The 21,443-nt window shown below is 68.6% G+C and carries 25 protein-coding genes; 10 read left to right on the forward strand and 15 right to left on the reverse strand.

Going from position 1 to position 21,443, the window contains the following annotated elements:
* The first annotated feature begins 34 nt into the window (after positions 1-34).
* The gene (locus AS181_RS18460; protein ID WP_058253001.1) at positions 35-604 is read left to right on the forward strand and encodes a TetR/AcrR family transcriptional regulator; all 570 of its coding nucleotides are present in this window, start codon (positions 35-37) and stop codon (positions 602-604) included.
* Positions 605-671: 67 nt separating this feature from the next.
* Complete coding sequence (locus AS181_RS18465; protein ID WP_058253054.1) at positions 672-1,982, forward strand: serine/threonine-protein kinase; 1,311 nt, start codon at positions 672-674, stop codon at positions 1,980-1,982.
* Positions 1,983-2,001: 19 nt separating this feature from the next.
* Here AS181_RS18465 and AS181_RS18470 read toward each other — a convergent pair whose 3' ends face one another.
* Positions 2,002-2,262, reverse strand: coding sequence for a type B 50S ribosomal protein L31 (locus AS181_RS18470; RefSeq protein WP_058253002.1), 261 nt, complete (start codon positions 2,260-2,262; stop codon positions 2,002-2,004).
* Positions 2,263-2,299: 37 nt separating this feature from the next.
* A complete protein-coding gene (mrf, locus tag AS181_RS18475) occupies positions 2,300-3,649 on the reverse strand; it encodes a ribosome hibernation factor-recruiting GTPase MRF (protein WP_058253003.1) in 1,350 nt (449 codons plus the stop codon).
* A 104-nt stretch (positions 3,650-3,753) separates the two neighbouring features.
* Here mrf and rpmB point away from each other — a divergent pair, with 104 nt between their 5' ends.
* Genes rpmB through rpsR form a run of 4 tightly spaced genes read left to right on the forward strand, consistent with a single transcriptional unit; the run spans position 3,754 to position 4,751 of the window.
* Positions 3,754-3,990 carry a 50S ribosomal protein L28 gene (gene rpmB / locus AS181_RS18480; RefSeq protein WP_004020952.1) on the forward strand — a complete coding sequence of 79 codons (237 nt, stop codon included), beginning with the start codon at positions 3,754-3,756 and terminating at the stop codon, positions 3,988-3,990.
* Entirely contained in the window at positions 3,990-4,154 is a 165-nt protein-coding gene (gene rpmG / locus AS181_RS18485; RefSeq protein ID WP_058253004.1) for a 50S ribosomal protein L33, read from the forward strand. The genes rpmB and rpmG overlap by 1 nt, the downstream gene beginning before the upstream one ends.
* Positions 4,154-4,459: a 30S ribosomal protein S14 gene (rpsN, locus tag AS181_RS18490; protein ID WP_058253005.1), complete on the forward strand. Its 306-nt coding sequence runs from the start codon at positions 4,154-4,156 to the stop codon at positions 4,457-4,459. The genes rpmG and rpsN overlap by 1 nt, the downstream gene beginning before the upstream one ends.
* Positions 4,460-4,487: 28 nt before the next feature.
* Positions 4,488-4,751, forward strand: a complete 264-nt coding sequence (gene rpsR / locus AS181_RS18495; RefSeq protein WP_058253006.1) for a 30S ribosomal protein S18 — start codon at positions 4,488-4,490, stop codon at positions 4,749-4,751.
* A gap of 61 nt (positions 4,752-4,812) precedes the next feature.
* Here rpsR and AS181_RS18500 read toward each other — a convergent pair whose 3' ends face one another.
* The 3 genes from AS181_RS18500 to AS181_RS18510 all read right to left on the reverse strand — a co-directional run bounded on the left by AS181_RS18500 (position 4,813) and on the right by AS181_RS18510 (position 6,729).
* Positions 4,813-5,532, reverse strand: a complete 720-nt coding sequence (locus AS181_RS18500; RefSeq protein ID WP_058253007.1) for a type 1 glutamine amidotransferase domain-containing protein — start codon at positions 5,530-5,532, stop codon at positions 4,813-4,815.
* A 107-nt stretch (positions 5,533-5,639) separates the two neighbouring features.
* Positions 5,640-6,488: an SDR family NAD(P)-dependent oxidoreductase gene (locus AS181_RS18505; protein ID WP_058253008.1), complete on the reverse strand. Its 849-nt coding sequence runs from the start codon at positions 6,486-6,488 to the stop codon at positions 5,640-5,642.
* Positions 6,478-6,729, reverse strand: coding sequence for a hypothetical protein (locus tag AS181_RS18510; RefSeq protein WP_058253009.1), 252 nt, complete (start codon positions 6,727-6,729; stop codon positions 6,478-6,480). The genes AS181_RS18505 and AS181_RS18510 overlap by 11 nt, the downstream gene beginning before the upstream one ends.
* Before the next feature lie 78 nt (positions 6,730-6,807).
* On the opposite strand from AS181_RS18510, the gene AS181_RS18515 reads away from it, so the two are divergent.
* Positions 6,808-8,292 (forward strand): DHA2 family efflux MFS transporter permease subunit, encoded by a 1,485-nt coding sequence (locus AS181_RS18515; protein ID WP_058253055.1) that lies wholly within the window; start codon positions 6,808-6,810, stop codon positions 8,290-8,292.
* 52 nt (positions 8,293-8,344) lie between these two features.
* On the opposite strand, the gene AS181_RS25455 is transcribed toward AS181_RS18515, so the two are convergent.
* On the reverse strand, positions 8,345-8,776 hold the full coding sequence (locus AS181_RS25455) for a DUF4190 domain-containing protein (protein WP_231742545.1): 432 nt from the start codon (positions 8,774-8,776) through the stop codon (positions 8,345-8,347).
* A gap of 731 nt (positions 8,777-9,507) precedes the next feature.
* Positions 9,508-9,687, reverse strand: coding sequence for a hypothetical protein (locus AS181_RS25195; RefSeq protein WP_171011560.1), 180 nt, complete (start codon positions 9,685-9,687; stop codon positions 9,508-9,510).
* Between the two features lie 110 nt (positions 9,688-9,797).
* Between AS181_RS25195 and AS181_RS18530 the strand changes: the two genes are divergently transcribed.
* A complete protein-coding gene (locus AS181_RS18530; RefSeq protein WP_058253011.1) occupies positions 9,798-10,319 on the forward strand; it encodes a peptidylprolyl isomerase in 522 nt (173 codons plus the stop codon).
* 209 nt (positions 10,320-10,528) lie between these two features.
* Entirely contained in the window at positions 10,529-11,242 is a 714-nt protein-coding gene (locus tag AS181_RS18535; protein ID WP_058253057.1) for a rhomboid family intramembrane serine protease, read from the forward strand.
* Between the two features lie 13 nt (positions 11,243-11,255).
* On the opposite strand, the gene AS181_RS18540 is transcribed toward AS181_RS18535, so the two are convergent.
* Entirely contained in the window at positions 11,256-11,759 is a 504-nt protein-coding gene (locus AS181_RS18540; protein WP_058253012.1) for a PH domain-containing protein, read from the reverse strand.
* A 115-nt stretch (positions 11,760-11,874) separates the two neighbouring features.
* Complete coding sequence (gene crgA, locus AS181_RS18545) at positions 11,875-12,165, reverse strand: cell division protein CrgA (RefSeq protein ID WP_010843022.1); 291 nt, start codon at positions 12,163-12,165, stop codon at positions 11,875-11,877.
* A gap of 149 nt (positions 12,166-12,314) precedes the next feature.
* On the opposite strand from crgA, the gene AS181_RS18550 reads away from it, so the two are divergent.
* Positions 12,315-12,974 (forward strand): aminodeoxychorismate/anthranilate synthase component II, encoded by a 660-nt coding sequence (locus AS181_RS18550; RefSeq protein ID WP_058253013.1) that lies wholly within the window; start codon positions 12,315-12,317, stop codon positions 12,972-12,974.
* A 78-nt stretch (positions 12,975-13,052) separates the two neighbouring features.
* Here the strand turns inward: AS181_RS18550 and pknB are convergent, their stop codons facing one another.
* The 6 genes from pknB to AS181_RS18580 form a co-directional block, all read right to left on the reverse strand.
* Positions 13,053-14,999, reverse strand: a complete 1,947-nt coding sequence (gene pknB / locus AS181_RS18555) for a Stk1 family PASTA domain-containing Ser/Thr kinase (protein ID WP_058253014.1) — start codon at positions 14,997-14,999, stop codon at positions 13,053-13,055.
* 92 nt (positions 15,000-15,091) lie between these two features.
* Positions 15,092-16,459 carry a protein kinase domain-containing protein gene (locus tag AS181_RS18560; protein ID WP_058253015.1) on the reverse strand — a complete coding sequence of 456 codons (1,368 nt, stop codon included), beginning with the start codon at positions 16,457-16,459 and terminating at the stop codon, positions 15,092-15,094.
* Positions 16,456-17,952 (reverse strand): peptidoglycan D,D-transpeptidase FtsI family protein, encoded by a 1,497-nt coding sequence (locus tag AS181_RS18565; RefSeq protein WP_058253016.1) that lies wholly within the window; start codon positions 17,950-17,952, stop codon positions 16,456-16,458. Before AS181_RS18565 ends, AS181_RS18560 begins: the two co-directional genes overlap by 4 nt.
* Positions 17,949-19,382: an FtsW/RodA/SpoVE family cell cycle protein gene (locus AS181_RS18570; RefSeq protein WP_058253017.1), complete on the reverse strand. Its 1,434-nt coding sequence runs from the start codon at positions 19,380-19,382 to the stop codon at positions 17,949-17,951. The genes AS181_RS18565 and AS181_RS18570 overlap by 4 nt, the downstream gene beginning before the upstream one ends.
* Positions 19,379-20,893 (reverse strand): PP2C family protein-serine/threonine phosphatase, encoded by a 1,515-nt coding sequence (locus tag AS181_RS18575; RefSeq protein ID WP_058253018.1) that lies wholly within the window; start codon positions 20,891-20,893, stop codon positions 19,379-19,381. The genes AS181_RS18570 and AS181_RS18575 overlap by 4 nt, the downstream gene beginning before the upstream one ends.
* Complete coding sequence (locus AS181_RS18580) at positions 20,890-21,354, reverse strand: FHA domain-containing protein FhaB/FipA (RefSeq protein ID WP_058253019.1); 465 nt, start codon at positions 21,352-21,354, stop codon at positions 20,890-20,892. The genes AS181_RS18575 and AS181_RS18580 overlap by 4 nt, the downstream gene beginning before the upstream one ends.
* Positions 21,355-21,443: the final 89 nt, after the last annotated feature.

Below are 21,443 nucleotides of genomic sequence, written 5' to 3' on the forward strand. Positions count from 1 at the left end.
ACAGCACATGTAGTGGTTGCGCTATCGTTTTCTCATGGCCCGTAACGACGACCGTCGACGCGCCCTGGCCGATGCGGGTCTCGAAGTGCTCGCCAACGCCGGCGCGCGGGGGCTCACCCACCGCGCGGTGGACCGTGCCGCCGGAGTGCCCCTCGGTACGACGACGAATTACTTCCGTTCTCGCTCAGCACTTCTCACCGGATTGGTGGAGCGCATCTACGAGCGACTGGCACCGAGTGACGAGTTCATCGCCGAGCGGGTCGGACGGACACCGACGCGGGAGCTGTTCGCCGAGTATCTCCGCAACATCGTCGAGCGCCTGATGGTGAACCGGACCGTCACCATCGCACTGATCGAACTCCGGTTGGAAGGAATTCGACGCCCTGAGGTCGCGGAGATCATCGGGGAATGGCGTCGGACCGGGTTCGCCGGGGACGTGGCGTTCAACGAACAAGCCGGCCTGCCGGGGACGGCCCGGGAGATCGCCCTCTTCCACTACGCCGTCGACGGCCTCCTGCTGGACCAGCTGACCGGTCCGCTGCTCCCGGATGTGCCGGTCGACGACATCGTCGACGCGCTGGTCGACGGGTTGCTGCCGGGCTGAGATCACGCCGTCCGACTCCGGCTCCGGGTCGACGATGGCCGGGAATGACACCCGCTACCGTGAACAGGTGGACCGAGACCTGCTCGACGGACGCTACGAGATCCGGGGAGTTCTCGGACGCGGTGGCATGGCGGTGGTCCACGACGGGTGGGACCGGCGACTCCACCGGTCGGTCGCCATCAAGCTACTGCGCTCAGAGCCGGAGACCCCGACGGTCGCACGTGACCGGTTCATTGCAGAGGCGCGGGCGGCCGCCGCGCTCAACCACCCCAACATCGTCGCCGTCCACGATTTCGGCGAGCACGACGGGACGCCGTACATCGTGATGGAACGGCTGAGTGGCACAACGGTCGGCGATCTCATGGTCGGCGGGCCGTTGCCGCCCCACCGCGTCGCCGCGATCCTCGAGGACGTCCTGGCCGCCCTGTACGCCGCCCATTCCGCCGGGGTGCTGCACCGCGACATCAAACCCGCGAACTTGCTGATGTCCGGCGACCGGGTGAAGGTTGCCGATCTCGGCATCGCCAAGACGGCCGGGATGGCGCACACGGCGACGGGAGAAGTGGTCGGAACCATCTGTTACCTCAGTCCCGGTCGCGTGTTGGGCCGGGCGGCGACACCGGCCGACGATCTCTACGCGGCTGCGGTCGTCGCATATGAGGCTCTGACGGGTCGCCGAGCGTACGACCACGACAACCCTGCCGCCGTCGCGCACGCGATCCTGCACGCGCCGCCGCCACTGCTGGCCGACATCCGTCCGGATGTCGCGCCGGCACTGCGCGAGACGATCGACCGGGCCATGCGTCCGGGTGACACCGTGCCGTTTCCGAGTGCTGCGGCGATGAGCGCGGCGCTGGCCGGACATACCGACAACACGGGCACGGAAGCGGGGACGAGTCGGCTCACGGCGCCGATGCCGACACTGATCCCACCACCTCGGAACGCCTCGGGGACGGCTCCGCTTCCGGGAGGGCCGAACCGGTCCCGACGTCGAACGTCGATGGCCGTGCTGGGTGGCGCCGCCGCTCTGCTGACCGCCCTGCTCGTCGCGGTCGTCGTCATCGCCACCGGATCCGACGACGACACACCTGTTCCGGCGACCCCGACCTCCCTGCCGGCCGCCGAGTCCTCGACCACTGAATCCCGGCCGACTCCGCCGCCGAGCACGGTCGACGTGCCCGCGCCGATCCCTGTCCCCACGGGCGCGACGGAGACCGACACGCCCCAGCGCGAGGAGGGACCGGCCGGAAGCGGCGGAAACGGGCGGGGCAACAGCGGCGGTGGCAACAGCGGCGGTGGCGACGGCGGCGGTGGCGACGGCGGCGGTGGCAACAGCGAGAACAAGGGGAACGGGAAACCGAAGGACGACAAGAACTGACGTCGTCCGACGATGACCCTCAGTCGCTCTTCTTGTCCAGGTGCGCGTAGCGCCGGCGGAACTTCTCGACCCGGCCGGCGACGTCGGGGATCGTGTTGACCCCGGTGTAGAACGGGTGCGAGTCGCTGGTGACATCGACGGTGATGAGCGGGTACTCGTTGCCGTCGGACCAGGTGACGGTCGTCGACGATGTCGCCGTCGATCGGGTGAGGAACTCCTTGCCCGTCGATCCGTCGCGGATGACGACGGGGTGGTAATCGGGGTGGATGCCCTTCTTCATGTGGGTGCCTTCCGGTGAGATGTGGGTCGGTGCGGGTTCAGTTGTCCCGGGGATCAGCGTCGACGCCGGGGAATGCGTCCACGGTCGACTCGCCGACGTCGAGGTCATCGCACGGGTCGGCGTGGAACTGCCCGAACGGATCGTCGAAGTGCGACCAGAACTGTTGTCCGGCAGCGAATTCGACCTCGTTCAGGCAGGCGCCGCGGAGGGCCTCCTCGATCTCGGCGGGGTCGCCCTGATGGACGAGCGCGACGAGCGAGGTGTGCCGGTCGCCGAAGGTCTCGTCCCAGCGCAGTGCACCGAGAGCCCGACGCTCGTCGGGTACTTGCGCGAGTTCGTCATCGGTCATCGAGGCGAGCCAGGGACCTCCGTGCGCGACGCGCAGTCCGCCGCCGGCCGACTCGAGCCAGAGCGCCTCGTCGGGCTGGGTGGCGATCCAGAGTCGCCCGCGGGCACAGACGACCCCGTCGAGGAGGGCGTCGATCGCCTCGTGGAAGCGACCCGGGTGCAGCGGTCGATCGCTGTGGAACTCGACCCACGTGACCCCGCAGTCGGATTCCAGTGGCGGTTCGCCCGCCAGGAGAGGGTCGTGCGGACCGTCGATGCGTCCGCGACGTGAACGGGGCGGTGCCGCGGCGAGCAGTTGCTCGGCCAGGACGGGTGTGATCGGGCGCTGCGGCAACTCGAACATCATCGGGACGTTCGGCGCGAACCGTTTGAGGACGGCGACGAGTCGCGCGGACGCCCAGGCGTCGCGGACGGTCGGGTCGCATGCCGCGACCACCAGCGCGTCGGCGAAGGCGACCTGACCGACCGCCACCTGAGCGAGGGTGCGGTCGTCGTCGAGTGCGACGTGCCCGCCTTCGGCAAGAGACAGATCGCCGGTCGCCGACGTCAGCCAATCCTCCTCGGCCACACAGGCAACGGTGAGATCGACGCGGACGTCGGCCGCCGCCGGGACGTCGTCGAACCCCGGCATGTCCGAGACGATGACGTTCTCGATCGACCAGGCGACCTGCTCGGGTTCGAGGACGGGATCGAGTGTGAGGACGATCCGGTTCACCGACGGTCGACGATGCAGCCGCCGCAGCAGAGGGAGCAGGTCCTCGCGAAGAGTGCACGAGATGCAGCCGTGGGCCAGTTCCACGATGCAGACGTCATGCTGGCTGCGACCGTCGGGACCCCGCCAGCTGAGGGTCCGGACGACGCGGCCATCCTCGACCTGTGTCAGGTCGTGGTGGACCTGGACGCTGCCGACGCCGCCGCACTCCAACGCGTCGCCCACCCGGTGGATCGACGACACGTCGAGCCCGGTGACCAGCACGACCGGGGTCCGTTGGTCGCCCGGGGCGTCCTGCGGGTGGTTCGCGGATTGATCGTCGAGCACGACTCCACTCCGTTCTATTGAGAATGATTTCCATTTGTGTTTCGACGACGGTACCGTGGCCGCACAGTTAATGCCAATCATTGTCGATAAGAACAGGAGGCAGCATGTCCAAGAGGTGCCAGGTCACCGGTCGAGTACCCGGCTTCGGCAAGCAGGTGTCGCATTCGCACAAGCGGACCTCACGCCGGTGGGATCCGAACATCCAGCGCCGCCGCTACTACGTGCCCAGCGAGGGGCGGTACGTGACGCTGCGCGTGAGCGCCAAGGGGATCTCGACGATCGACAAGCACGGCATCGAGTCGGTGCTGCGCAAGATTCGTGCCCGAGGGGAGAAGGTCTGATGGCGCGCAACGAGATCCGGCCCATCGTCAAACTGCGTTCCACCGCCGGGACCGGATACACCTATGTGACTCGGAAGAACCGCCGCAACGATCCCGACCGGATGGTGCTGCGCAAGTACGACCCCATCGCCCGCGCCCACGTCGACTTCCGAGAGGACCGCTGATGGCCAAGAAGTCCAAGATCGTCCGCAACGAACAGCGCCGCGAGGTCGTCGCGCGGTATGCCGACCTCCGCGCCGAACTGAAGCGCGCGAGCGTCGCAGCCAGTTCGACGCCCGAGGAGCGTTCGGAAGCGCTACGACGCCTACAACGGCTGCCGCGCAACGCCAGTCCGACTCGACTGCGCAACCGGGACGCCGTCGACGGCCGGCCCCGCGGGTACATCGGCAAGGCGGGCCTGTCGCGCGTGCGGTTCCGCGAACTCGCGCACCGCGGCGAACTACCCGGAATCCAGAAGTCCAGCTGGTGATCCGGACCCACGAGAACGAGGAACAGTGATGGCCAACAGAAGACAACGTCAGCGCGAGGAAGTGCCGGCGAAGCGCAAACGGAACCTGCTCATCGCACAGGGTGTGCGGGTCGACGGGCGGAATCCCGTGGACTACAAGGATGTCGCGTTGCTACGGCAGTTCTTGTCCGACAAGGGCCGAATCCGCAGCCGACGCCTCACGGGGCTGAGCCCGCAGGAGCAGCGCCAGGTCGCCACGGCGATCCGCAACGCGCGAGAGATGGCGTTGCTGCCGTACGACTCTCGGCACTGAGAACGAGCGCGACGCCTGCCCCCGTGTGGGGCAGGCGTCGCGCTCGGTGGTGAGTGCCCTGCTACTTGGAACCCTGCGGCACGTTCTCGAGGCGATCCAGCAGGGTGCGTGCCAAGGATTCCGACGACGCGGGATTCTGGCCGGTCAGCAGGTTGCCGTCGGTCTCGATGTGGACCGTCCACGGTTCGGCGAGGGTGACCTTGAACCCCGCCTGGGTGAGCCGATCCTGGAGGAGCCAGGGAGCTTTGTCGGCGAGCCCGGCCTGTTCCTCCTCGGCGTTGCTGAAGCCGGTCACCGTGCGGCCGGCGAACGCGTTGACGCCGTCGGAGTTGTTCGCCGCCAACAGGATCGCCGGACCGTGACAGACGATTCCGAGCGGCAGTTGCGCCTCGTCGGCCGCTATCAGCAGAGCTCCCGCGTCCGCGTCGACGGCCAGGTCCTCCATGGGTCCGTGGCCGCCCGGCACGAACACGGCGTCGTAGTCGGCGATGCGAACGTCGGTGAGCGCGATCGGCTTCTGCAGCTCCGGAGCGGTCTCCACGACGTGGCGGATCTCCGCGGCGCGCTCAGGTGTGCCGATGCTCTCGACCGCGAGGCTCGTCTCGTCGACGGGTGGTTTCGCGCCGTTCGGAGTGGCTACGGTCACCTTGTAGCCGGCTGCGCGGAACACTTCCAGCGGCGCGACGGCCTCCTCGGCCCAGAACCCGGTCTTGTGGCTCGAGCCGTCATTCAGCGTCCAGCTGCCGGCGCCGGTCATGATGAAGAGGATGTTGCGTGTCATCTGAACCTCCTGTGTCCAGGTAGACGGTGTCGGTCTCCGACCGCCAACGTAGAGAACAACCGCGGCTTCGGCCACGGCCCAGGTCAGGCCGTTGGAGACGGGTCAGGTCACGTCAAACCGGTGAGTTCCGCCGATCGCTGCCACAACCCGTCGATCAGCTTCTGGTCATGGGCCTGACGGTTCTCCCGACCATTGGCCTTGTGGCGATCGAAGTACACACCGTTGACCGTCGGGTCGGCGCCGCGCTCGGCCAGGGCGATGAGCGGGGCAGCTCCCTGCTCGGGGGTGATGGTCACCAGGCGCGTCAGCGGAGACCGGTAGGCGAGCCCGACGAACCGTGAGTCGCGGCCGAAGCTCGTCGCCGCCGGACCGGGATGCACTGCGGCGGAATAGATCTTGTCACCGGTCCAGCGATGCGCGATCCCCCGTGTGAACAGGATGTTCATCAGCTTGGCCGTACCGTAGGGCCGCATCGCGAGGGTCCGTCGCTTCTCGAAATCCAGGTCGTCGAGGTCGACCTTTCCGAAGAGGTTGCCGACGCTGGACGTGTTCAGGACGAGCGATTGTGGGGCAGCGGCCAACCGGTCCCGCAGCAGGTGGGTCAGCAGGAACGGTGCGAGATGGTTGATCTGGAAGTTGGGTTCGTGCCCGTCGGACGTGCGGTGCGACGCGTCGAACGTCCCGCCCGCGTTGTTCATGAGTATGTCGATGGTTCCGACGGCGGAGTTGATCTCGGCGGCGAGATCCCGCACCTCCGAGAGTGCGGAGAAGTCGGCGGTGAACTGCCGCGCACCCGTCTCGGCGGCGATCGGCGCGAGCTTCTTCGCCGAGCGTCCGACGAGGACGAGATCGGTGTCGGGTCCGGCCAGGGATCGCGCTGCAATTGCGCCGATCCCGTCGCTGGCGCCGGTGAGGACGATGGTGCGTTTCTGTCCGGAGGGGGTGTCACTGGCCATCGGTCGTGCCCTCCGATCCGCCGACCGCGTGACCCTCATCAGTGTGGTCGGCCGGTGGCTGTGCTCCGTCGTAAGACGCCTTGTCTTCCCGGATTCGGTCGGTCTCGCCGATCTCGGTGTCCCCTGCGGTGGGCAGTGCCGAGGCCGGCCCGTCATTCTCGTCGGGGTCGCTCCGCATGTCGGGGTCGGCCTTCACTTCGTCGTCGGTCGTGGTCCAGGTGGGCTTCTCGTTGTCCGGCATCTCTCCACCTTGCCCCAAGACGCGGGATTTCACACCGCCCTTGACTTCAACTGAACTTGAGGTTGTGTGCTCGTCGTCGTGACCACACTCGACCCGGCGAGCCGGCGCATCGGCCTCATCCTCGTCGTCCCGACTCTCATGGTGATGCTCGACGTGACGGTCGTGACCGTCGCGCTCCCGCAACTGACCACCGAATTCGACGCGCCGCTGTCCAGCGTGCAGTGGGTGACCACCGCGTATGCACTGGCCCTTGTCGCGGTCATGCCGCTGTCGGCCTACGCCAGCAACCGCTTCGGCGGCCGACGGGTCTACTGCGCGGCCCTCCTGGTCTTCGTTCTCGGTTCGCTCCTCACCGCCCTGTCCTGGAACATCGGCAGTCTCATCGTCTTTCGTGCACTCCAGGGGCTCGGTGGTGGGATGCTGCAACCCGTCGGCATGGCCATTGCGCTGCAGGCGGTGCCGGAGGCGCTGCGCGGTCGGATGATGGCCATCCTGGGACTGCCCACCCTCGTCGGTCCCGTGCTCGGTCCGGTGCTGGGCGGCGTACTCGTCGACCACGGCAGCTGGCGTGTCGTCTTCGCGGTGAACGTGCCCCTCGGCCTGATCGCGGCGGTCCTGGCGTGGCGGTTCTTCCCCCGAACCGCCACGCGCGGCGTGCCGCGAATCGACCTGCGAGCCGTGGCGGCGCTGTCACTGGGCGGGGCGTTCCTGGTTCTCGGCCTGTCCCGCGCCGGGGACACCGGGTCGCTGCTCGCGGCATCGATACTTGTCCCGGTCGGTATCGGCCTGGTCCTCCTGGGCTACTTCGTCCGACGATCGCTGCGCAGCCGCACGCCCGTCCTGGATCTCCGGTTGCTGGCGCACGCGCGTCTACGCGGTGGCGTCGTGGTGATGATCTTCTTCGCCGGGGCGTACTTCGGGTCGATGACGATCCTGCCCATCTACGTCCAGTCGGTCCGGTCCGATTCGGCCACGACCGCGGGCATGCTGTTCGTCCTCCCCGCGCTCCTGAGCGGCATCACTCTCCAGATCGCCACGCGGGTCGCCGATTCCGTGGACCCGCGACGGGTTGCGATGTGCGGCATCGTGCTGTCGACGACGGCGATGATTCTGATGGCCACGCTGCTCGACGAGTCGACCCCCTACCCGGCCGTCGTCGCGATCCTCGCTCTCATGGGGATCGGTGTCGGCGCGACGATGCTGCCCACCATGACGGCCGCCACCCGCGACCTCGAGAGCGCAGACACCCCGGGCGGCACGACCATCCTCACGACCTCGAACCAGTTCGCCGTCGCGCTGGCGTCGGCCGCGATCACGGCCACCATTGCGGCCCTGATGAATTCGCGCAGTACGGCGGTCGACGGTCGGGGAGTGGCGGGTGCGATGTCATTGAGTCCCGCCGAACGCATCGACGCTGCGCCCGAGTTGGCCTCGGCGATCGCCGACACGTACCTCCTCACGGCCGGTCTTCTCGTGTGCGCCCTCCTCGCGGCCGTGTTCGTGCTGCCGGCGCGGCGGACCCTTCGAGACGCTCGCAACCTCGCTCCTCAGGGGGCGGGGTGACGTGTTCGCTCCTCAGGGGCCGGATGGGCGGCTCGCCGCTTGTGAGTCCGGCTCAGGCGATGAACAGAATCCACCCGTAGACGAGCAGCCCGAAGACGAAGACCCCGGCGTAGGCCCAGCCGACCCAGATGGCGGCGGTGGCGAAGGGGAGACCCGCCTCGCGACGCTGCCGGATCTGGGTGCGCGCACGGTATCCGAGGACCAGTCCCACGATGAAGGTGATCCCGAGGATCGACAACGCCAGGGCCCACAACGCCATCCGATTGACGCGCGGACCGGCACCGGACTGGGGAGCCACGCTGTCCTCCGAACTTCTGGCGGGTTCGACTGCTGAATAGGCCTGGGTCGCCGGGGAGGCAGGGCCCGAGGTCTCGGTGTCCGGGCGGTCGGCGGCAGGTGCGCCGGCCGTGCCGGGACCGTCCACGACGCGGGTATTAGGGGACGGATCGCCGGACAGACCGATTGCCAGCCCGCCCGCACCCACCACCTGTGTCGCGTGATCGTCCCGGTCGGAATCCCGACCGGCGGAGTCGGGTCGTCCGCCCGGGGCTGCACCCGGCCGGGGTCCGGCGAAGGGTGGACGGGAGCCATCTGTGGGCCTATTGCCTTGCGGCGGAGTGCCTTTGGCGAACGACGCTCCTCCCGGGCCCGGACGTTGACCGGGCGGGGGTCGGCGTCCGGGCGGACCGGATGGCATCGGCGGTCGCGGACCCGGGCCGGGCGGATTGCCGCCTGGGCGCTGCACGGTGGGGTTGGCGCCCGCCACCGGCCCGGCCGGCGCGGGCCCGGGGCCGTTCGGCCGCGGACGCGGCGCACCGGGCGGGTGCGGTCCCCCGGAGGGACCAGACGTCCCGAACGAGTCACCGCGCGGCGGGGCCGGTCGCCGACCCGGCGGGGGCCCGGATCTGGTGGGCGGTCGACCCCCCGGCGGCGGCGCGAAGTCACCGCGGGGCGCCGGCCGGCCTTCGGAACGGTCGGGAGCGTCGGCTCCCTGCGACGAGGTCGGCGAGCCCGCAGGTCGTGCGGGGGACCGTTCCCACGGCGCCGGGTTGCTCGTCGGTGCGGAGCTCTCGGGCGCCAACCAGGACTCGCGGGTCCGGTCGTCTGCGCCGCCGGACCCCGGCGGCGGGTTCGGGGAGCGCTCGTCGTCTGAGGTCACGAGACCAAATTACCCGTGCGTGGCGAGCGGCCCGGTGTCGCGTCGGCCGCGGCGGGTCACGAAGCCTGCGTCTCGGTGCTCTCGGCGAGCGCCTCGCGGACCTCCTCGATCCGCGGGACGGTCGGGGACACCGGGGCCACCACGCGTCGGGCGCGACGCAGCGAGCCGACGACGACGGCGGCGGTGACGGACGCGGCGACCACACCCAGCGCGGTCAAGAGGTAGTTCTTGGACATGGGCTCAAGAGTGCCAGCCGGTGTGCGCCGCTGCCACCCCGCCCGGTGCATCTGCGCACCTCGGGGCCGTGTCCCGACCAGCGGATCCGGGTGAGTGGTTGGATGGAGGGATGACTACACCGAAAAGCTCCGCAGTCATCCACACCAATCGCGGCGACATCAAGGTCGACCTGTTCCCGAACCACGCACCCAAGACGGTCGAGAACTTCGTCGGGCTGGCCGACGGCAGCAAGGAGTACAGCAAGCCCAACGCGTCCGGCGGCAACTCCGGCCCGTTCTTCGACGGCTCGGTCTTCCACCGCGTCATCTCCGGCTTCATGATCCAGGGCGGCGACCCGACCGGAACCGGCATGGGCGGCCCCGGCTACCAGTTCGGCGACGAGTTCCACCCGGAGCTGCAGTTCGACCGTCCGTACCTGCTCGCGATGGCCAACGCCGGCCCGGGGACCAACGGCTCGCAGTTCTTCATCACCGTCGGCCCGACCCCGCACCTCAACCGTCGCCACACCATCTTCGGTGAGGTCACCGATCCGGCTTCGCAGCAGGTCGTCGACGCGATCGCCACGACGTCGACCGACCGCAGCGACCGCCCGCTCGACGAGGTCGTCATCGAGAAGATCGAGGTCAACTGACCTCTCCGGAACACACCGCCCCGCAGCGGGCGGTGTGTTACCGGCATCCCGACCGTCCCACCGGCCTGTCCTGCAGCCGGTGCGGACGGCCGGCGTGTCCCGAGTGCCTGCGTCCGGCATCGGTCGGCCAGCACTGTCTCGAATGCCTCCGCAACGACGGCGTGCAACGGTCGCCGTCGCTCGGCGGCCCACGCCGCGGTGTCCCCGTGATGGCGCGCACCCGCACGGCCCCGACGCAGCCCTACGCCACGTACGCGCTCATCGCGGTCAACCTGCTGATCTTCGCGCTGTGCGTTCTCCAGGCCGGAGTGGGCGATCCCGGCGGTGCGGCGATCTTCGGCGCCGGCGACCTCCTCAAGAGCGACGTCGCGGCCGGCGAGTACTGGCGTCTCCTCACCGCGGGCTTCCTGCATTTCAGCGTCATGCACGTGGCCGTCAACATGCTGTCGCTCTACATCCTCGGCCGCGATCTCGAACTCGCCCTCGGCATCGGCCGATACCTGGCCGTCTACTCGATCGCACTGCTCGGCGGCAGCGCTGCCGTCATGCTCTTCGAGGACGACCGCGCCCTGACCGCCGGAGCCTCCGGAGCCATCTACGGACTCATGGGCGCGATGCTCGTGATCATCCTCAAGGCCCGCGTGTCCCCGGTCCCGGTTCTGCTCATCATCGGCTTCAACGTGGTGCTGTCGTTCTCCCTGCCCGGCATCTCGGTCCTCGGGCATCTCGGCGGGCTCGCCTTCGGAGCGGCCGCCACCGCGGCCGTCGTGTACCTCCCCGACGCCGTGCTGCCCGCGGGTCGTCGGACTCCCCAGGCCGCGAGTCGCGTCGGCTGGATCGCGCTCGCCGCACTGTTCGTCGTGGCGCTGGGGCTCAGCATCGGCGCGGGCGTCGCGTACGACGGGCTCGTCTACATCCGCTGAGCTGCGGCGCGACCTATCCCTCGTCGACGACGAAGCCGGCGTCGCGCAGCGCGTCGACCACGGTCGGCAGGTCGGTCCCGAGGTCCCAGCGGCTGAAGACCACGAGTCGGGTGTCGTCGCGAGGGCCGACGCCGCGGTCGTGCGCGGTCGTGCCGGCTGCGTCGTCGTCGAGAACGTCGATCTCCAGCTGTCCGACCCGCCGGCCGACCCGACGGATCGACAGCGTCCGAATCCGTTCGATGCGTTCCGGGGGGTACGTCCGGTGGCCTCGCAAGGTCCCGAGGACCAGAGCGGGGGTCAGCCCCGATGTGATGGCCAGTCGGGGACGCACCAGCAGGGTGTAGGCGCCGAGCACGAGAAGAAGAATCCCGGCGACGCCCATCAGGACCATGCCGGCCGGATCGGCAGCGGCGACGACCGCCGCCACCACCAACGCGACGCCGCCGAGGCAGCCGGCCAGACCGGCGCCGACGGGGGTTGCCCACGCATGTGTGAAAGAGACCTCAGAGTTATCCACAGGAGTTACTCACAATGGGGATGACTTACACACATGTGATTTCCACAGTGTGGATAACTTACACGCGTGTGTTTCAGCAGCTCAGCGCATTCGACACGCGAACGACCGTCGGCGTCTACCGCCAACGCATCGTCATCAACAGGCCCGCCACCATCAGCGAGAAACCGATCAGGAAGTTCCACGAGTTGAGCTCGGCCATCCAGTGCAGGACCTGGCCCTCGCCGCCGTACGCGGTGGGCGTGGCGGCCAGGTAGTAGACGACGAGCCAGGCGAGACCCAGCACCATCAAGCCGAGCATGACGCCTACATAGATGGTGCTCGAAGGGCCGGCCTTGACCTTGACCGGCGTCCGGCTGGCCGGGTTGATGGTGTAATCGGTCTTCTTCCGGACTTTTGACTTCGGCATGACTTCCTCCGTTGTGCGGCACCGCCGGGGCGGTCGTACGCGGGCGGGAGAAGGTGAGCTCGTCCCCGCCACTGGCAAACACTCGAGATCTACGGTATCTCACCAGGTCGCCGACGCCGACCACCCGCTTCGGCGGTAGCCTTTCTCGCGTGAGTCGCATTCTGGTGGTCGACAACTACGACAGCTTCGTCTACAACCTGGTCCAGTACTTGGGCCAGCTGGGCGTCGAGGCCGTCGTGTGGCGCAACGACGACCCGCAACTCACCCCGGCCGATCCCGACCATCTGCGCGAGGCCGTTGCCGGATTCGACGGCGTCCTGCTCAGCCCCGGTCCCGGCACGCCGCAGCGGGCCGGTGCGACGATGCCGATGGTCCGTGTCGCCGCCGAACAGGAACTGCCGCTGCTGGGCGTGTGCCTGGGACACCAGGCGATCGGTGCGGCGTTCGGCGGCACCGTCGACCGCGCACCCGAACTCCTGCACGGCAAGACCTCACTGGTCTTCCACGACGACGCGGGCGTGCTCGAAGGACTGCCGGATCCGTTCACCGCCACGCGCTATCACTCGCTGACGGTGCTCCCCGAGACGATCCCTGATGAACTCGTCGTCACCGGACGCACCGAGTCGGGCATCGTGATGGCGATGGCCCACCGTGAACTACCCATCCACGGCGTGCAGTTCCACCCGGAGAGCGTCCTGACCCAGGGCGGTCACCGGATGCTCGCCAACTGGCTCAAGACATGTGGGATCGAGATCGACGAGACCCGCGTGGCCGCCCTCGAAGCCGAGATGGCGACCGCGGTCGGCTGACTTCGGCGGCGAGGTCACCGAAGTGGTTTCGACTCGGCTCCTCGCTCCGCTCGGTGCCGGCTCAACCAGCAGAGACGATCAGTTGGGCAGCAGGCTCGCCTGGCCGACGATGATCGTGATCGAACCGCTCTTGCGGGCCTGGGACCCGGGATTCGGCTCCTGGCCGACGACGCGACCGTCGTCGGGGCTGCCGAGCGGCACGTTGCGGGTCTGCCGCGTCAGCGTCGACCGCTCCCAGCCGGCCCGCTCGAGATCGGCCTGGGCCTCGGCAGGCGTCTTGCCCCGGAGGTTCGGGACGGTGAAGAGGTTGCCCCGCGACACGCTGATCTGCACGGTGCTGCCCTGCTCTGTGGTCGACCCGGGACCTGGTGAGGTGCTGATGACCTCACCGGCCGGACGCTCGGAGTCGGCCGCGACCACGACGACCATCATCCCGAGCTCTTCCAGCACGGCTCGTGCTTGGCTCTCGGACATGCCGACGACGTCGCGGACCGTCACCTCGCGCGGGCCGTTGCCCACGTTGACGACGACCGCACCGTTGACCGGGACCTCGGCGCCGACGGCCGGTGCCGTCGAGACCACCTTGTCCTTCATCTCGGTCGTCGAGTCCACGCGGTCGGTTCGCACGTTGGTGAACCCGAGCACCTTGAGCTGATCCAACGCCTCGGCCGGCGTCTTGCCCACGAGATCCGACGGCAATCGAACACGCTGAGGACCCGTCGAGACATAGAGCGCGACCTCGGAGCCCTCGGCCGCCATCACGCCCTCACCCGGGGTCGACCGCGTGGCGAGACCGACACCGACGTCGAGGCTCGGTTCCTCGAGCACACGCACCTCGAAGCCGGCCCGTTCCAACGAGGCCTGCGCGTCGTCGGAGCTGAGTCCGGAGACCGCCGGCACCGACACCTGCGCCGCCGAGCCCGAACCCCACGGCGACCACAGGAAGAGACCTCCGACGAGCACCACGACGGCGAGCAGCGCGCCGGCCATGAGGAGCCGTGAGCGGCGTCGGGGTGTCTCCTCGGTGTCCTCGTCACGCCGGTGGTTTCCGCCGTTGCCGTTCGAGGTGCGGCCCGCGATCGGCCGACGCGGACCGGTCGTCTCCGTCCGGGTGGGCCGGCGCGGTCCGGTGTCGATGAACTCGGTGCGTTCCTCGTCCGAGAGCAGCATCGGCGCCGACGGTTTGCCACCGGCGAGCACCCGGATCAGATCGGCGCGCAGGTCGGCCGCTGATTGATACCGGTTGTCCTTGTTCTTGCTCATCGCCTTGAGGACGACGGAATCGAGTTCGCGCGGGATCTCCGGCCGGACGTGCGACGGCCACGGGGGATCCTCGTGCACGTGCTGGTGTGCGACCGCCACCGGCGAGTCCCCGGTGAACGGTGGCTCGCCGGTGAGCAGTTCGAAGAGCACGCACCCCATCGAGTAGATGTCGCTGCGCGGATCGACCTTGATGCCACGGGCCTGTTCGGGCGACAGGTACTGCGCCGTACCCATGACCGCGGACGTCTGGGTCATCGTCGACGTCGAGTCGCTCATCGCGCGGGCGATGCCGAAGTCCATGACCTTGACGGCGCCGGACTTGTCGATCATCACGTTCGCCGGCTTCATGTCTCGGTGGACGATCCCGTTGCGGTGCGAGAAGTCCATCGCCGCGGCGACATCGGCCATCCACGTCATCGCCTGTCGCGGCGAGATGGGGCCGTTGGCGCGCAACACATCTCGGAGGGTGTCGCCGTCGACGTACTCCATGACGATGAACGGCAACGGGCCGTCCTCGGTCTCGGCCTCGCCGGTGTCGAAGACCTGCACGATCGTGGGGTGGTTCAGCTTCGCCGCGTTCTGGGCCTCGCGGCGGAACCGGAGATAGAACGACGGGTCACGGGCGAGGTCGGCACGCAGCACCTTCACCGCGACGTCGCGGTGCAGCAACAGGTCGCGCGCGTAGTGCACCTCGGACATGCCACCGAAACCCAGCGTTTCGCCGAGTTCGTAGCGGTCGGAGAGGTGGTGTGGTGTCGACATCGGCCTCGGTGGTTCGCCCCTCAGGATCTGTGGTCAGAACGGGTCAATCGGAAACTATCGGCTCAAACGCACGGCTCGTACACACAGCACCATCAGCACAGCGGTGAGAACGGTACGCCGGGGAAACACGGGGTGCCGGTGGCGGCACCGGGGTCCGGCGGCGGCTCGGAGGTGTCGGTCTGCTGACGCGGCGTGGTCGTCTCCGTCGTCGTTTCTTCGCTGGACGTCTCTTCGCTGGTGGTCGTACGGGTCGTGCGTCGAGTCGTGGTCGGCTCGTCGGGCTCCTCCGTCGGTTCCACCGCGGTCGTGGTCTCGACGACCGTCGTCGACGGCGGCGGTGGTGTCGCCGCGTCCCCGTTCCCGCTGTTCACCAGATAGAACCCGATGAGCCCGATGGCACCGACGAGAAGGGCGGCCGCGATGCCGGCCAGGACCTTCTGACCGGTGGTCCAGCTGTTGTCCGGCGGCGGTGGCGCCACCGCGGTCCGCGACGTCGGCCGAGGGGTCACCGGCCGCGAGGCCGCACCCGTCGGGGTGGCCCCACGAGCGACTGCGGCGCCGAGCGCGGCGGCTCCCGCTGCGCCTGCCGCGGCACCGGCGATCGCACCCGGTCGCGGCGGACGACGCCCGGCACGCACGGCGGCGACCGCGTCGGCGAACTCGCCGCCGTTCGCGTAGCGCTGCCGCGGGTCCTTGGCCATCGTGATCTCGATGAGCTCGCGGACCCCGGACGGCAGGTTCGTCGGCAGGGGTGGCGGTGCCTCCCGGATGTGCTTCATCGCGACGGTGATCGCGCCGTCGCCGAGGAACGGACGACGCCCGGTGAGGGCCTCGTAGCCGACGACGCCGAGCGAGTAGACGTCCGACGCCGCGGTCGCCTCGTCGCCGGTCGCCTGCTCCGGAGAGATGTATTGCGCGGTACCCATGACCATCCCGGTCTTGGTGACCGGGGCGGAGTCGACGGCCTTGGCGATGCCGAAGTCGGTGATCTTCACCTGGCCGACGGGGGTGATCAGGATGTTGCCGGGTTTGACGTCGCGGTGGACGAGTCCCTGGCTGTGCGCGGCCTGCAGGGCGCGGCCGGTCTGCTCGAGCATGTCGAGCGTGTTGGTCAGCGACAACCGCCCGAGGCGGGAGATGACCGAGTTCAGCGGCTCACCGTCGACGAGTTCCATCACCAGGTACGCCAGCGGATCGCCGCCGTTGTAGTCCGGGGTCTCGCCGTAGTCGAAGACGTTCGCGATCCCGGGGTTGTTCAGCTTCGCGGTGGTCTGGGCCTCCGCGCGGAACCGCGCGATGAACTCCGGATCGCTGGTGTACTCGGCCTTGAGGACCTTCACCGCGACGCGACGATTCAGGCGCGTGTCGAGCGCCTCCCACACCTGGCCCATGCCGCCCGTGGCGATCAGGCGGATGAGTCGATACCGGTCGCCGATGGTGGTGCCGTTCTGCAGGCTCATCGACTGCCACCTCCCACCAGTGAGTTGATCACTTCTCGTCCGATCGGCGCCGCGACGGTCCCTCCGACCGAGTCCGCGCCGAATTGTCCATTCTCCACCACGACGGCCACCGCGATCTGTGCGTTCGACGACGGTCCGAAGGCGATGTACCACGAGAACGGGGTGTCCGTGCTCGATCCGCTCTCCGCCGTACCGGTCTTCGACGCGATCGACACCGGGCCGCCCGCGCCGGCCGTCGATCGCTCCGACTCGATCATCATCGACGTCAGCTCGGCGGCCTGCTCGGGCGTGATCGGCTTGTTGGCCGTCGGCGGTGTGGTCTGCAGGGTCCGCAGGTCCGCGGCCTGCAACTTGTCGACCAGGTACGGCTGCATGCGCACACCTCCGTTGGCCACCGTCGCGGCGATCATCGCGTTCTGTAGCGGGGTGAGCCGGACGTCACGCTGGCCGATCGACGCCTGCGCGAGGACGTCGAGGGACGGGATCTGCCCGACCGTCGAGTCGACGACGGGCATCGGGATGTCCGGGCCGGGCTGGTCGAGGCCGAACAGGCTCGCGGTCTCGGTGAACTTGGGGATCGCGTCGGACATCTTCTCGGTCACCAGTTCGGCGAAGGCGGTGTTGCACGAGTACTTGAACGCCGTCTCGAGCGACACGGTTCCGCCCGACGACCCGGGGCAGGTCTCGCCGCCGTAGTTCGGGAGGGAGACGTCGGTACCCGGCAACGGGAAGGTCGGAGCTGCGGTGAGGCGGATGCTCGGGGTGATGTTGTCGCGCAGGGCCGCGGCCGAGGTGACCACCTTGAAGGTCGAGCCGGGCGGGTAGAGCTGGCTGATCGCGCGGTTGAGCATCGGCTGCGCGGTGTCGCCGGGCCGGTTCCACGCCTCCCAGCTGCTCTCGCGGACCTCCTGGTCGTGGCTCGCGAGCCGGTTGGGGTCATAGCTCGGCGTCGAGACCATTGCCAGGATCTTGCCGGTGTTCGGCTGCAGCGCCACGACGGCCCCGCGGCACGGACCGTCGCACGGCCCGTTGAGCATGGCCTGGTACGCGGCCTGCTGCACCTTGGGGTTGATCGTCGTGACGACGTTGCCGCCGCGCGGGTCGCGCCCGGAGAACATGTCCATGAACCGCTGACCGAAGAGCCGGTCGTCGGAGCCGTTGAGAATGCTGTTCTCGTAGTGCTCGATCTGGCTCGCGAGGTACTGGAACGAGTAGAAACCGGTGACCGGGGCGAACGCCTCGGCGCCCTCCCGCGGGTACTGGCGCAGGAACTTCAGGCGGCTCTCGATCGGCACCGACAACGCGATCACCGTGCCGTCGGCGGTCGTGATCAGGCCGCGCTGCCGGGAGTACTCGTCGAGCAGCACCCGATTGTTGCGGGGGTCGGTCTTGAGGGCGTCGGCCTTGAACACCTGCACGTAGGTGGCGTTGGCGAGCAGGGCGATGATCATCACGATCACCGCCATCGACACATTGCGGATCGGCTTGTTCATCGGCGCTTCACCACCTGCGTCGGCAGTGCCTCGACGGGCTTGGCCGCGGGCCGCTTCTTCCCGGGATCGGGCTCCCGCGCGGCGTTCGAGATCCGGATGAGCAACGCGACCAGGATGTAGTTGGCCAGCAGCGACGATCCGCCGTAGGACAGGAACGGCGTCGTGAGACCGGTCAGCGGGATCAACTTGGTGACGCCGCCGACGACGACGAAGATCTGCATCGCGATGGTGAACGCCAGACCGGTCGCCAGGAGTTTGCCGAAGCTGTCGCGGACGGCGATGCCGGTCCGCAGCCCGCGGTGGATGAAGATCATGTACAGCAGCAGGATCGCGGTGAGGCCGGCCAGGCCGAGTTCCTCGCCGATGGTCGAGATGATGAAGTCGGTGTTGGCGAACGGCACGATGTTGGGCCGGCCCGAACCGAGTCCGGTGCCGAACAGTCCGCCCGTGGCCAGACCGAACAGGCTCTGCCCGATCTGGTAGCCCGAGCCGTCGAAGTCCTCGAAGGGGTTCAGCCACACCGAGACCCGGGTCTGCAGGTGCGAGAAGATCGACCACGCGAACACCGCGCCGATGGCGAACAGGCCGATGCCGAGCACCAGCCATTCGACCCGCGAGGTGGCCACGTAGAGCATCGTCAGAATGGTCGCGAAGATCAGCAGCGACGTACCCAGGTCCTTCTGGACCACCATCACCGCGATGGCGATGGCCCAGGCGGCGAGCAGCGGACCGAGGTCACGGGCGCGGGGGAGGTCGACGCCGAGCACGTGCGGTCCGGCAGTGATGAAGAGGTCACGCTTGGACACCAGCACCGCCGCGGCGAAGATGATGATCAGGATCTTGGAGAACTCGCTGGGCTGGATCGAGAAGAACGGCGTGATGATCCAGTTCTTCGAGCCGTTGATCTCCGAGAACGCGCTGGGCAGGATCGCCGGGATGATCAGGAAGACCAGTCCGCCGAGGCCGAGCGTGTAGGCGTACCGCGAGAGCGTGCGGTGATCGCGGATCAGGATGAGAACCGCCGAGAACGCCACGATGCCGAGGACCGCCCACAGCAACTGCTGGTCGGCGTTGTTGGTCGCCTCGGTGGCGGTCGCCGACTCCCCGGTGTTGCCGGTGCCGAGGTCGAGGCGGTGGATCAGCACCAGGCCCAGTCCGTTCAGAACGGCCACGACGGGCAGCATGATCGGATCGGCGTGGGGCGCGTAGCGGCGGACCACCAGGTGGGCGACCCCGAACAGGGCGGTGTACGCGGCGACGTACTTGAGGATGTCCCAGGTCAGGTTCTGGCCCTGGGCGGCTTGGACGATGAGCAACGCGACCGTCACCAGACCGATGGCGAACACCAGGAGCAGCAATTCGGCGTTGCGGCCGGTGCTCGTGGCGGGTTGGCGTGGCGGGGCGTGCGGAGCGGGCGCGGCTTGAGTCATCTCACCTGCTGCCGGCAACTCATGCCGGCGTCCTGGTCAGGTGCGGGCGTGTCGGAGGGTCCGGCGTTGCCGGTGGACGGTGCCACCGATTCGGTGGCGCCCTGCTGCGGGATGCCCGGTGCCGGCGCCGCGGTGGCGCGGGGTGCCGGGGCGGATGGATCGGTGCTCGGCGTCGACTCCGACGGTGCCGGTGCCGGGGGAGTCGGCGCGGGGGAGGGCGACGAGGGTGCGTTGTCGCAGCGGAAGGTGAGCTCGTCGGTGACGACGCCCTGGATCTGCTCTTCGCTCTTGTCCCGGATCATCACGTTCTTCACCGACTGGGCAGGTCCCGACACCAGGTCGTCGACGTTGAGCGGGAACTCGCAGGAGGCGTCGTAGGAGATGAACGTGTAGCTCGGTTCCGCCTGGTCGAGATCTTCGACGCAGACGCGCTGCACCGGGTTGCTCATCGACAGGAAGAAGACCTTCTCCGGTGAACCCTGGTAGATGAGCACATCGCCGGTGTCGTCGGCGGCCACGTAGTAGTTGCTGCGCACGATGGCGCGGACGACGAAGATGCCGACGACGAGCGCGGCGATCACGGCCAGCGCGACTCCGGCGACGATCCAGCGGCGGTACTTGCTCTTCTGCTTGGCGGGGGGCTCGTCCTCGGTCAGCACCGTCGGACGCTGCGGTTCGGCAGGCGGCGGGCGTAGTGCCGCGGCGCGTCCCGCGGCGGTGGCGGGATCGGGGGTGTAGATCTCCTCGTTGCCGCCGGCCGCCCCGCCGACGATCGGTCGCGAGTCGCCGTACTGGGTGTCGACGACGTCGGCGAGGACGACGGTCACGTTGTCGGGGCCGCCCCCGCGCAGTGCGAGCTCGATGAGGCGGTCCGCGCACTCCTTGGGGTCAGCGATGGAGCCGAGGGTCTCGGCGATGGTGTCCTCGGTCACGACGTCCGACAGGCCGTCGCTGCAGAGCATGTACCGGTCACCCGCGCGCGCTTCCCGCATGGTGAGGGTCGGCTCGACCTCGGTGCCGGTCAGCGCGCGCATGATCAGCGAACGCTGCGGGTGGGTGTGTGCTTGTTCGGCGGTGATCCGACCTTCGTCGACGAGGGTCTGGACGAACGTGTCGTCGCGGGTGATCTGGGTCAGGGCACCGTCGCGATACATGTAGCCGCGAGAATCGCCGATGTGGCACAACCCGATTCGGCTACCGGCGAAGAGGATCGCGGTGAGCGTGGTGCCCATGCCGTCGAGTTCGGGTGACTCCTGCACCTGCGCGGCGATCGCCTCGTTGCCGGCTCGGGTGGCGCTGTCGAGCTGGGTGAGCAGGTCGCCGCCGGGCTCGTCGTCGTCGAGCGTGCTCAGCGCGCGGATGACCAGTTGGCTGGCGACTTCGCCGGCCGCGTGGCCGCCCATGCCGTCGGCGAGTGCGAGCAGGCGCGGACCCGCGTAGAAGGAGTCCTCGTTGTTGGACCGAACGAGACCGCGGTCGCTGCGCGCGATGTAGCGCAACACAAGTGTCACGGGCGCAACTCGATCACGGTCTTGCCGATGCGGATCGGCGTGTTCAGCGGCACCTTGACCGCGGTTGTCACCTTGGAACGATCGAGGTAGGTGCCGTTGGTGGAGCCGAGGTCTTCGACGTACCAGTCGTCGCCGCGTCGCGAGAGCCGCGCGTGCCGTTCGGAGGCGTAGTCGTCGGTGAGCACGAGCGTCGAGTCGTCCGCGCGTCCGAGCAGGACCGGCTGCTGGCCGAGGCTGATCCGAGTGTTCGCCAGTGCTCCGTGGGTCACGACGAGGTAGCGGGCCGCGCCGCGGACGCCACCACCGCGGCGTCGTTTCTCCGAGCCGCCCGAGTACCGGGGCATACGCAGACCGCCTGCCGACGCGATGTCGGCGCGCAGGGTGCGGATCACGGCGAAGACGAACAACCAGAGCAACAACAGGAACCCGATGCGGGTCAGTTGCAGCACCAAGCCCTGCATGTCGTGTTCACCTCCAGCGCGTTCCGTCTCGGTCGGGTCGTACCCGCGGCAGCAGTCGTCGGACCGCCGATCGAAAGGAGCGGACCCGA

Source organism: Gordonia sp. SGD-V-85 (assembly GCF_001456905.1).
Lineage (GTDB): Bacteria > Actinomycetota > Actinomycetes > Mycobacteriales > Mycobacteriaceae > Gordonia > Gordonia hongkongensis.

Coding starts and splice junctions, on each gene's coding strand:
- AS181_RS18460 (WP_058253001.1), top strand. CDS start 35: ATGGCCCGTAACGACGACCGTCGACGCGCCCTGGCCGATGCGGGTCTC.
- AS181_RS18470 (WP_058253002.1), bottom strand. CDS start 2,262: ATGAAGAAGGGCATCCACCCCGATTACCACCCCGTCGTCATCCGCGAC.
- rpmB (WP_004020952.1), top strand. CDS start 3,754: ATGTCCAAGAGGTGCCAGGTCACCGGTCGAGTACCCGGCTTCGGCAAG.
- rpmG (WP_058253004.1), top strand. CDS start 3,990: ATGGCGCGCAACGAGATCCGGCCCATCGTCAAACTGCGTTCCACCGCC.
- rpsN (WP_058253005.1), top strand. CDS start 4,154: ATGGCCAAGAAGTCCAAGATCGTCCGCAACGAACAGCGCCGCGAGGTC.
- rpsR (WP_058253006.1), top strand. CDS start 4,488: ATGGCCAACAGAAGACAACGTCAGCGCGAGGAAGTGCCGGCGAAGCGC.
- AS181_RS18500 (WP_058253007.1), bottom strand. CDS start 5,532: ATGACACGCAACATCCTCTTCATCATGACCGGCGCCGGCAGCTGGACG.
- AS181_RS18505 (WP_058253008.1), bottom strand. CDS start 6,488: ATGGCCAGTGACACCCCCTCCGGACAGAAACGCACCATCGTCCTCACC.
- AS181_RS18510 (WP_058253009.1), bottom strand. CDS start 6,729: ATGCCGGACAACGAGAAGCCCACCTGGACCACGACCGACGACGAAGTG.
- AS181_RS25195 (WP_171011560.1), bottom strand. CDS start 9,687: ATGTCCAAGAACTACCTCTTGACCGCGCTGGGTGTGGTCGCCGCGTCC.
- AS181_RS18530 (WP_058253011.1), top strand. CDS start 9,798: ATGACTACACCGAAAAGCTCCGCAGTCATCCACACCAATCGCGGCGAC.
- AS181_RS18535 (WP_058253057.1), top strand. CDS start 10,529: ATGGCGCGCACCCGCACGGCCCCGACGCAGCCCTACGCCACGTACGCG.
- crgA (WP_010843022.1), bottom strand. CDS start 12,165: ATGCCGAAGTCAAAAGTCCGGAAGAAGACCGATTACACCATCAACCCG.
- pknB (WP_058253014.1), bottom strand. CDS start 14,999: ATGTCGACACCACACCACCTCTCCGACCGCTACGAACTCGGCGAAACG.
- AS181_RS18560 (WP_058253015.1), bottom strand. CDS start 16,459: ATGAGCCTGCAGAACGGCACCACCATCGGCGACCGGTATCGACTCATC.
- AS181_RS18565 (WP_058253016.1), bottom strand. CDS start 17,952: ATGAACAAGCCGATCCGCAATGTGTCGATGGCGGTGATCGTGATGATC.
- AS181_RS18570 (WP_058253017.1), bottom strand. CDS start 19,382: ATGACTCAAGCCGCGCCCGCTCCGCACGCCCCGCCACGCCAACCCGCC.
- AS181_RS18580 (WP_058253019.1), bottom strand. CDS start 21,354: ATGCAGGGCTTGGTGCTGCAACTGACCCGCATCGGGTTCCTGTTGTTG.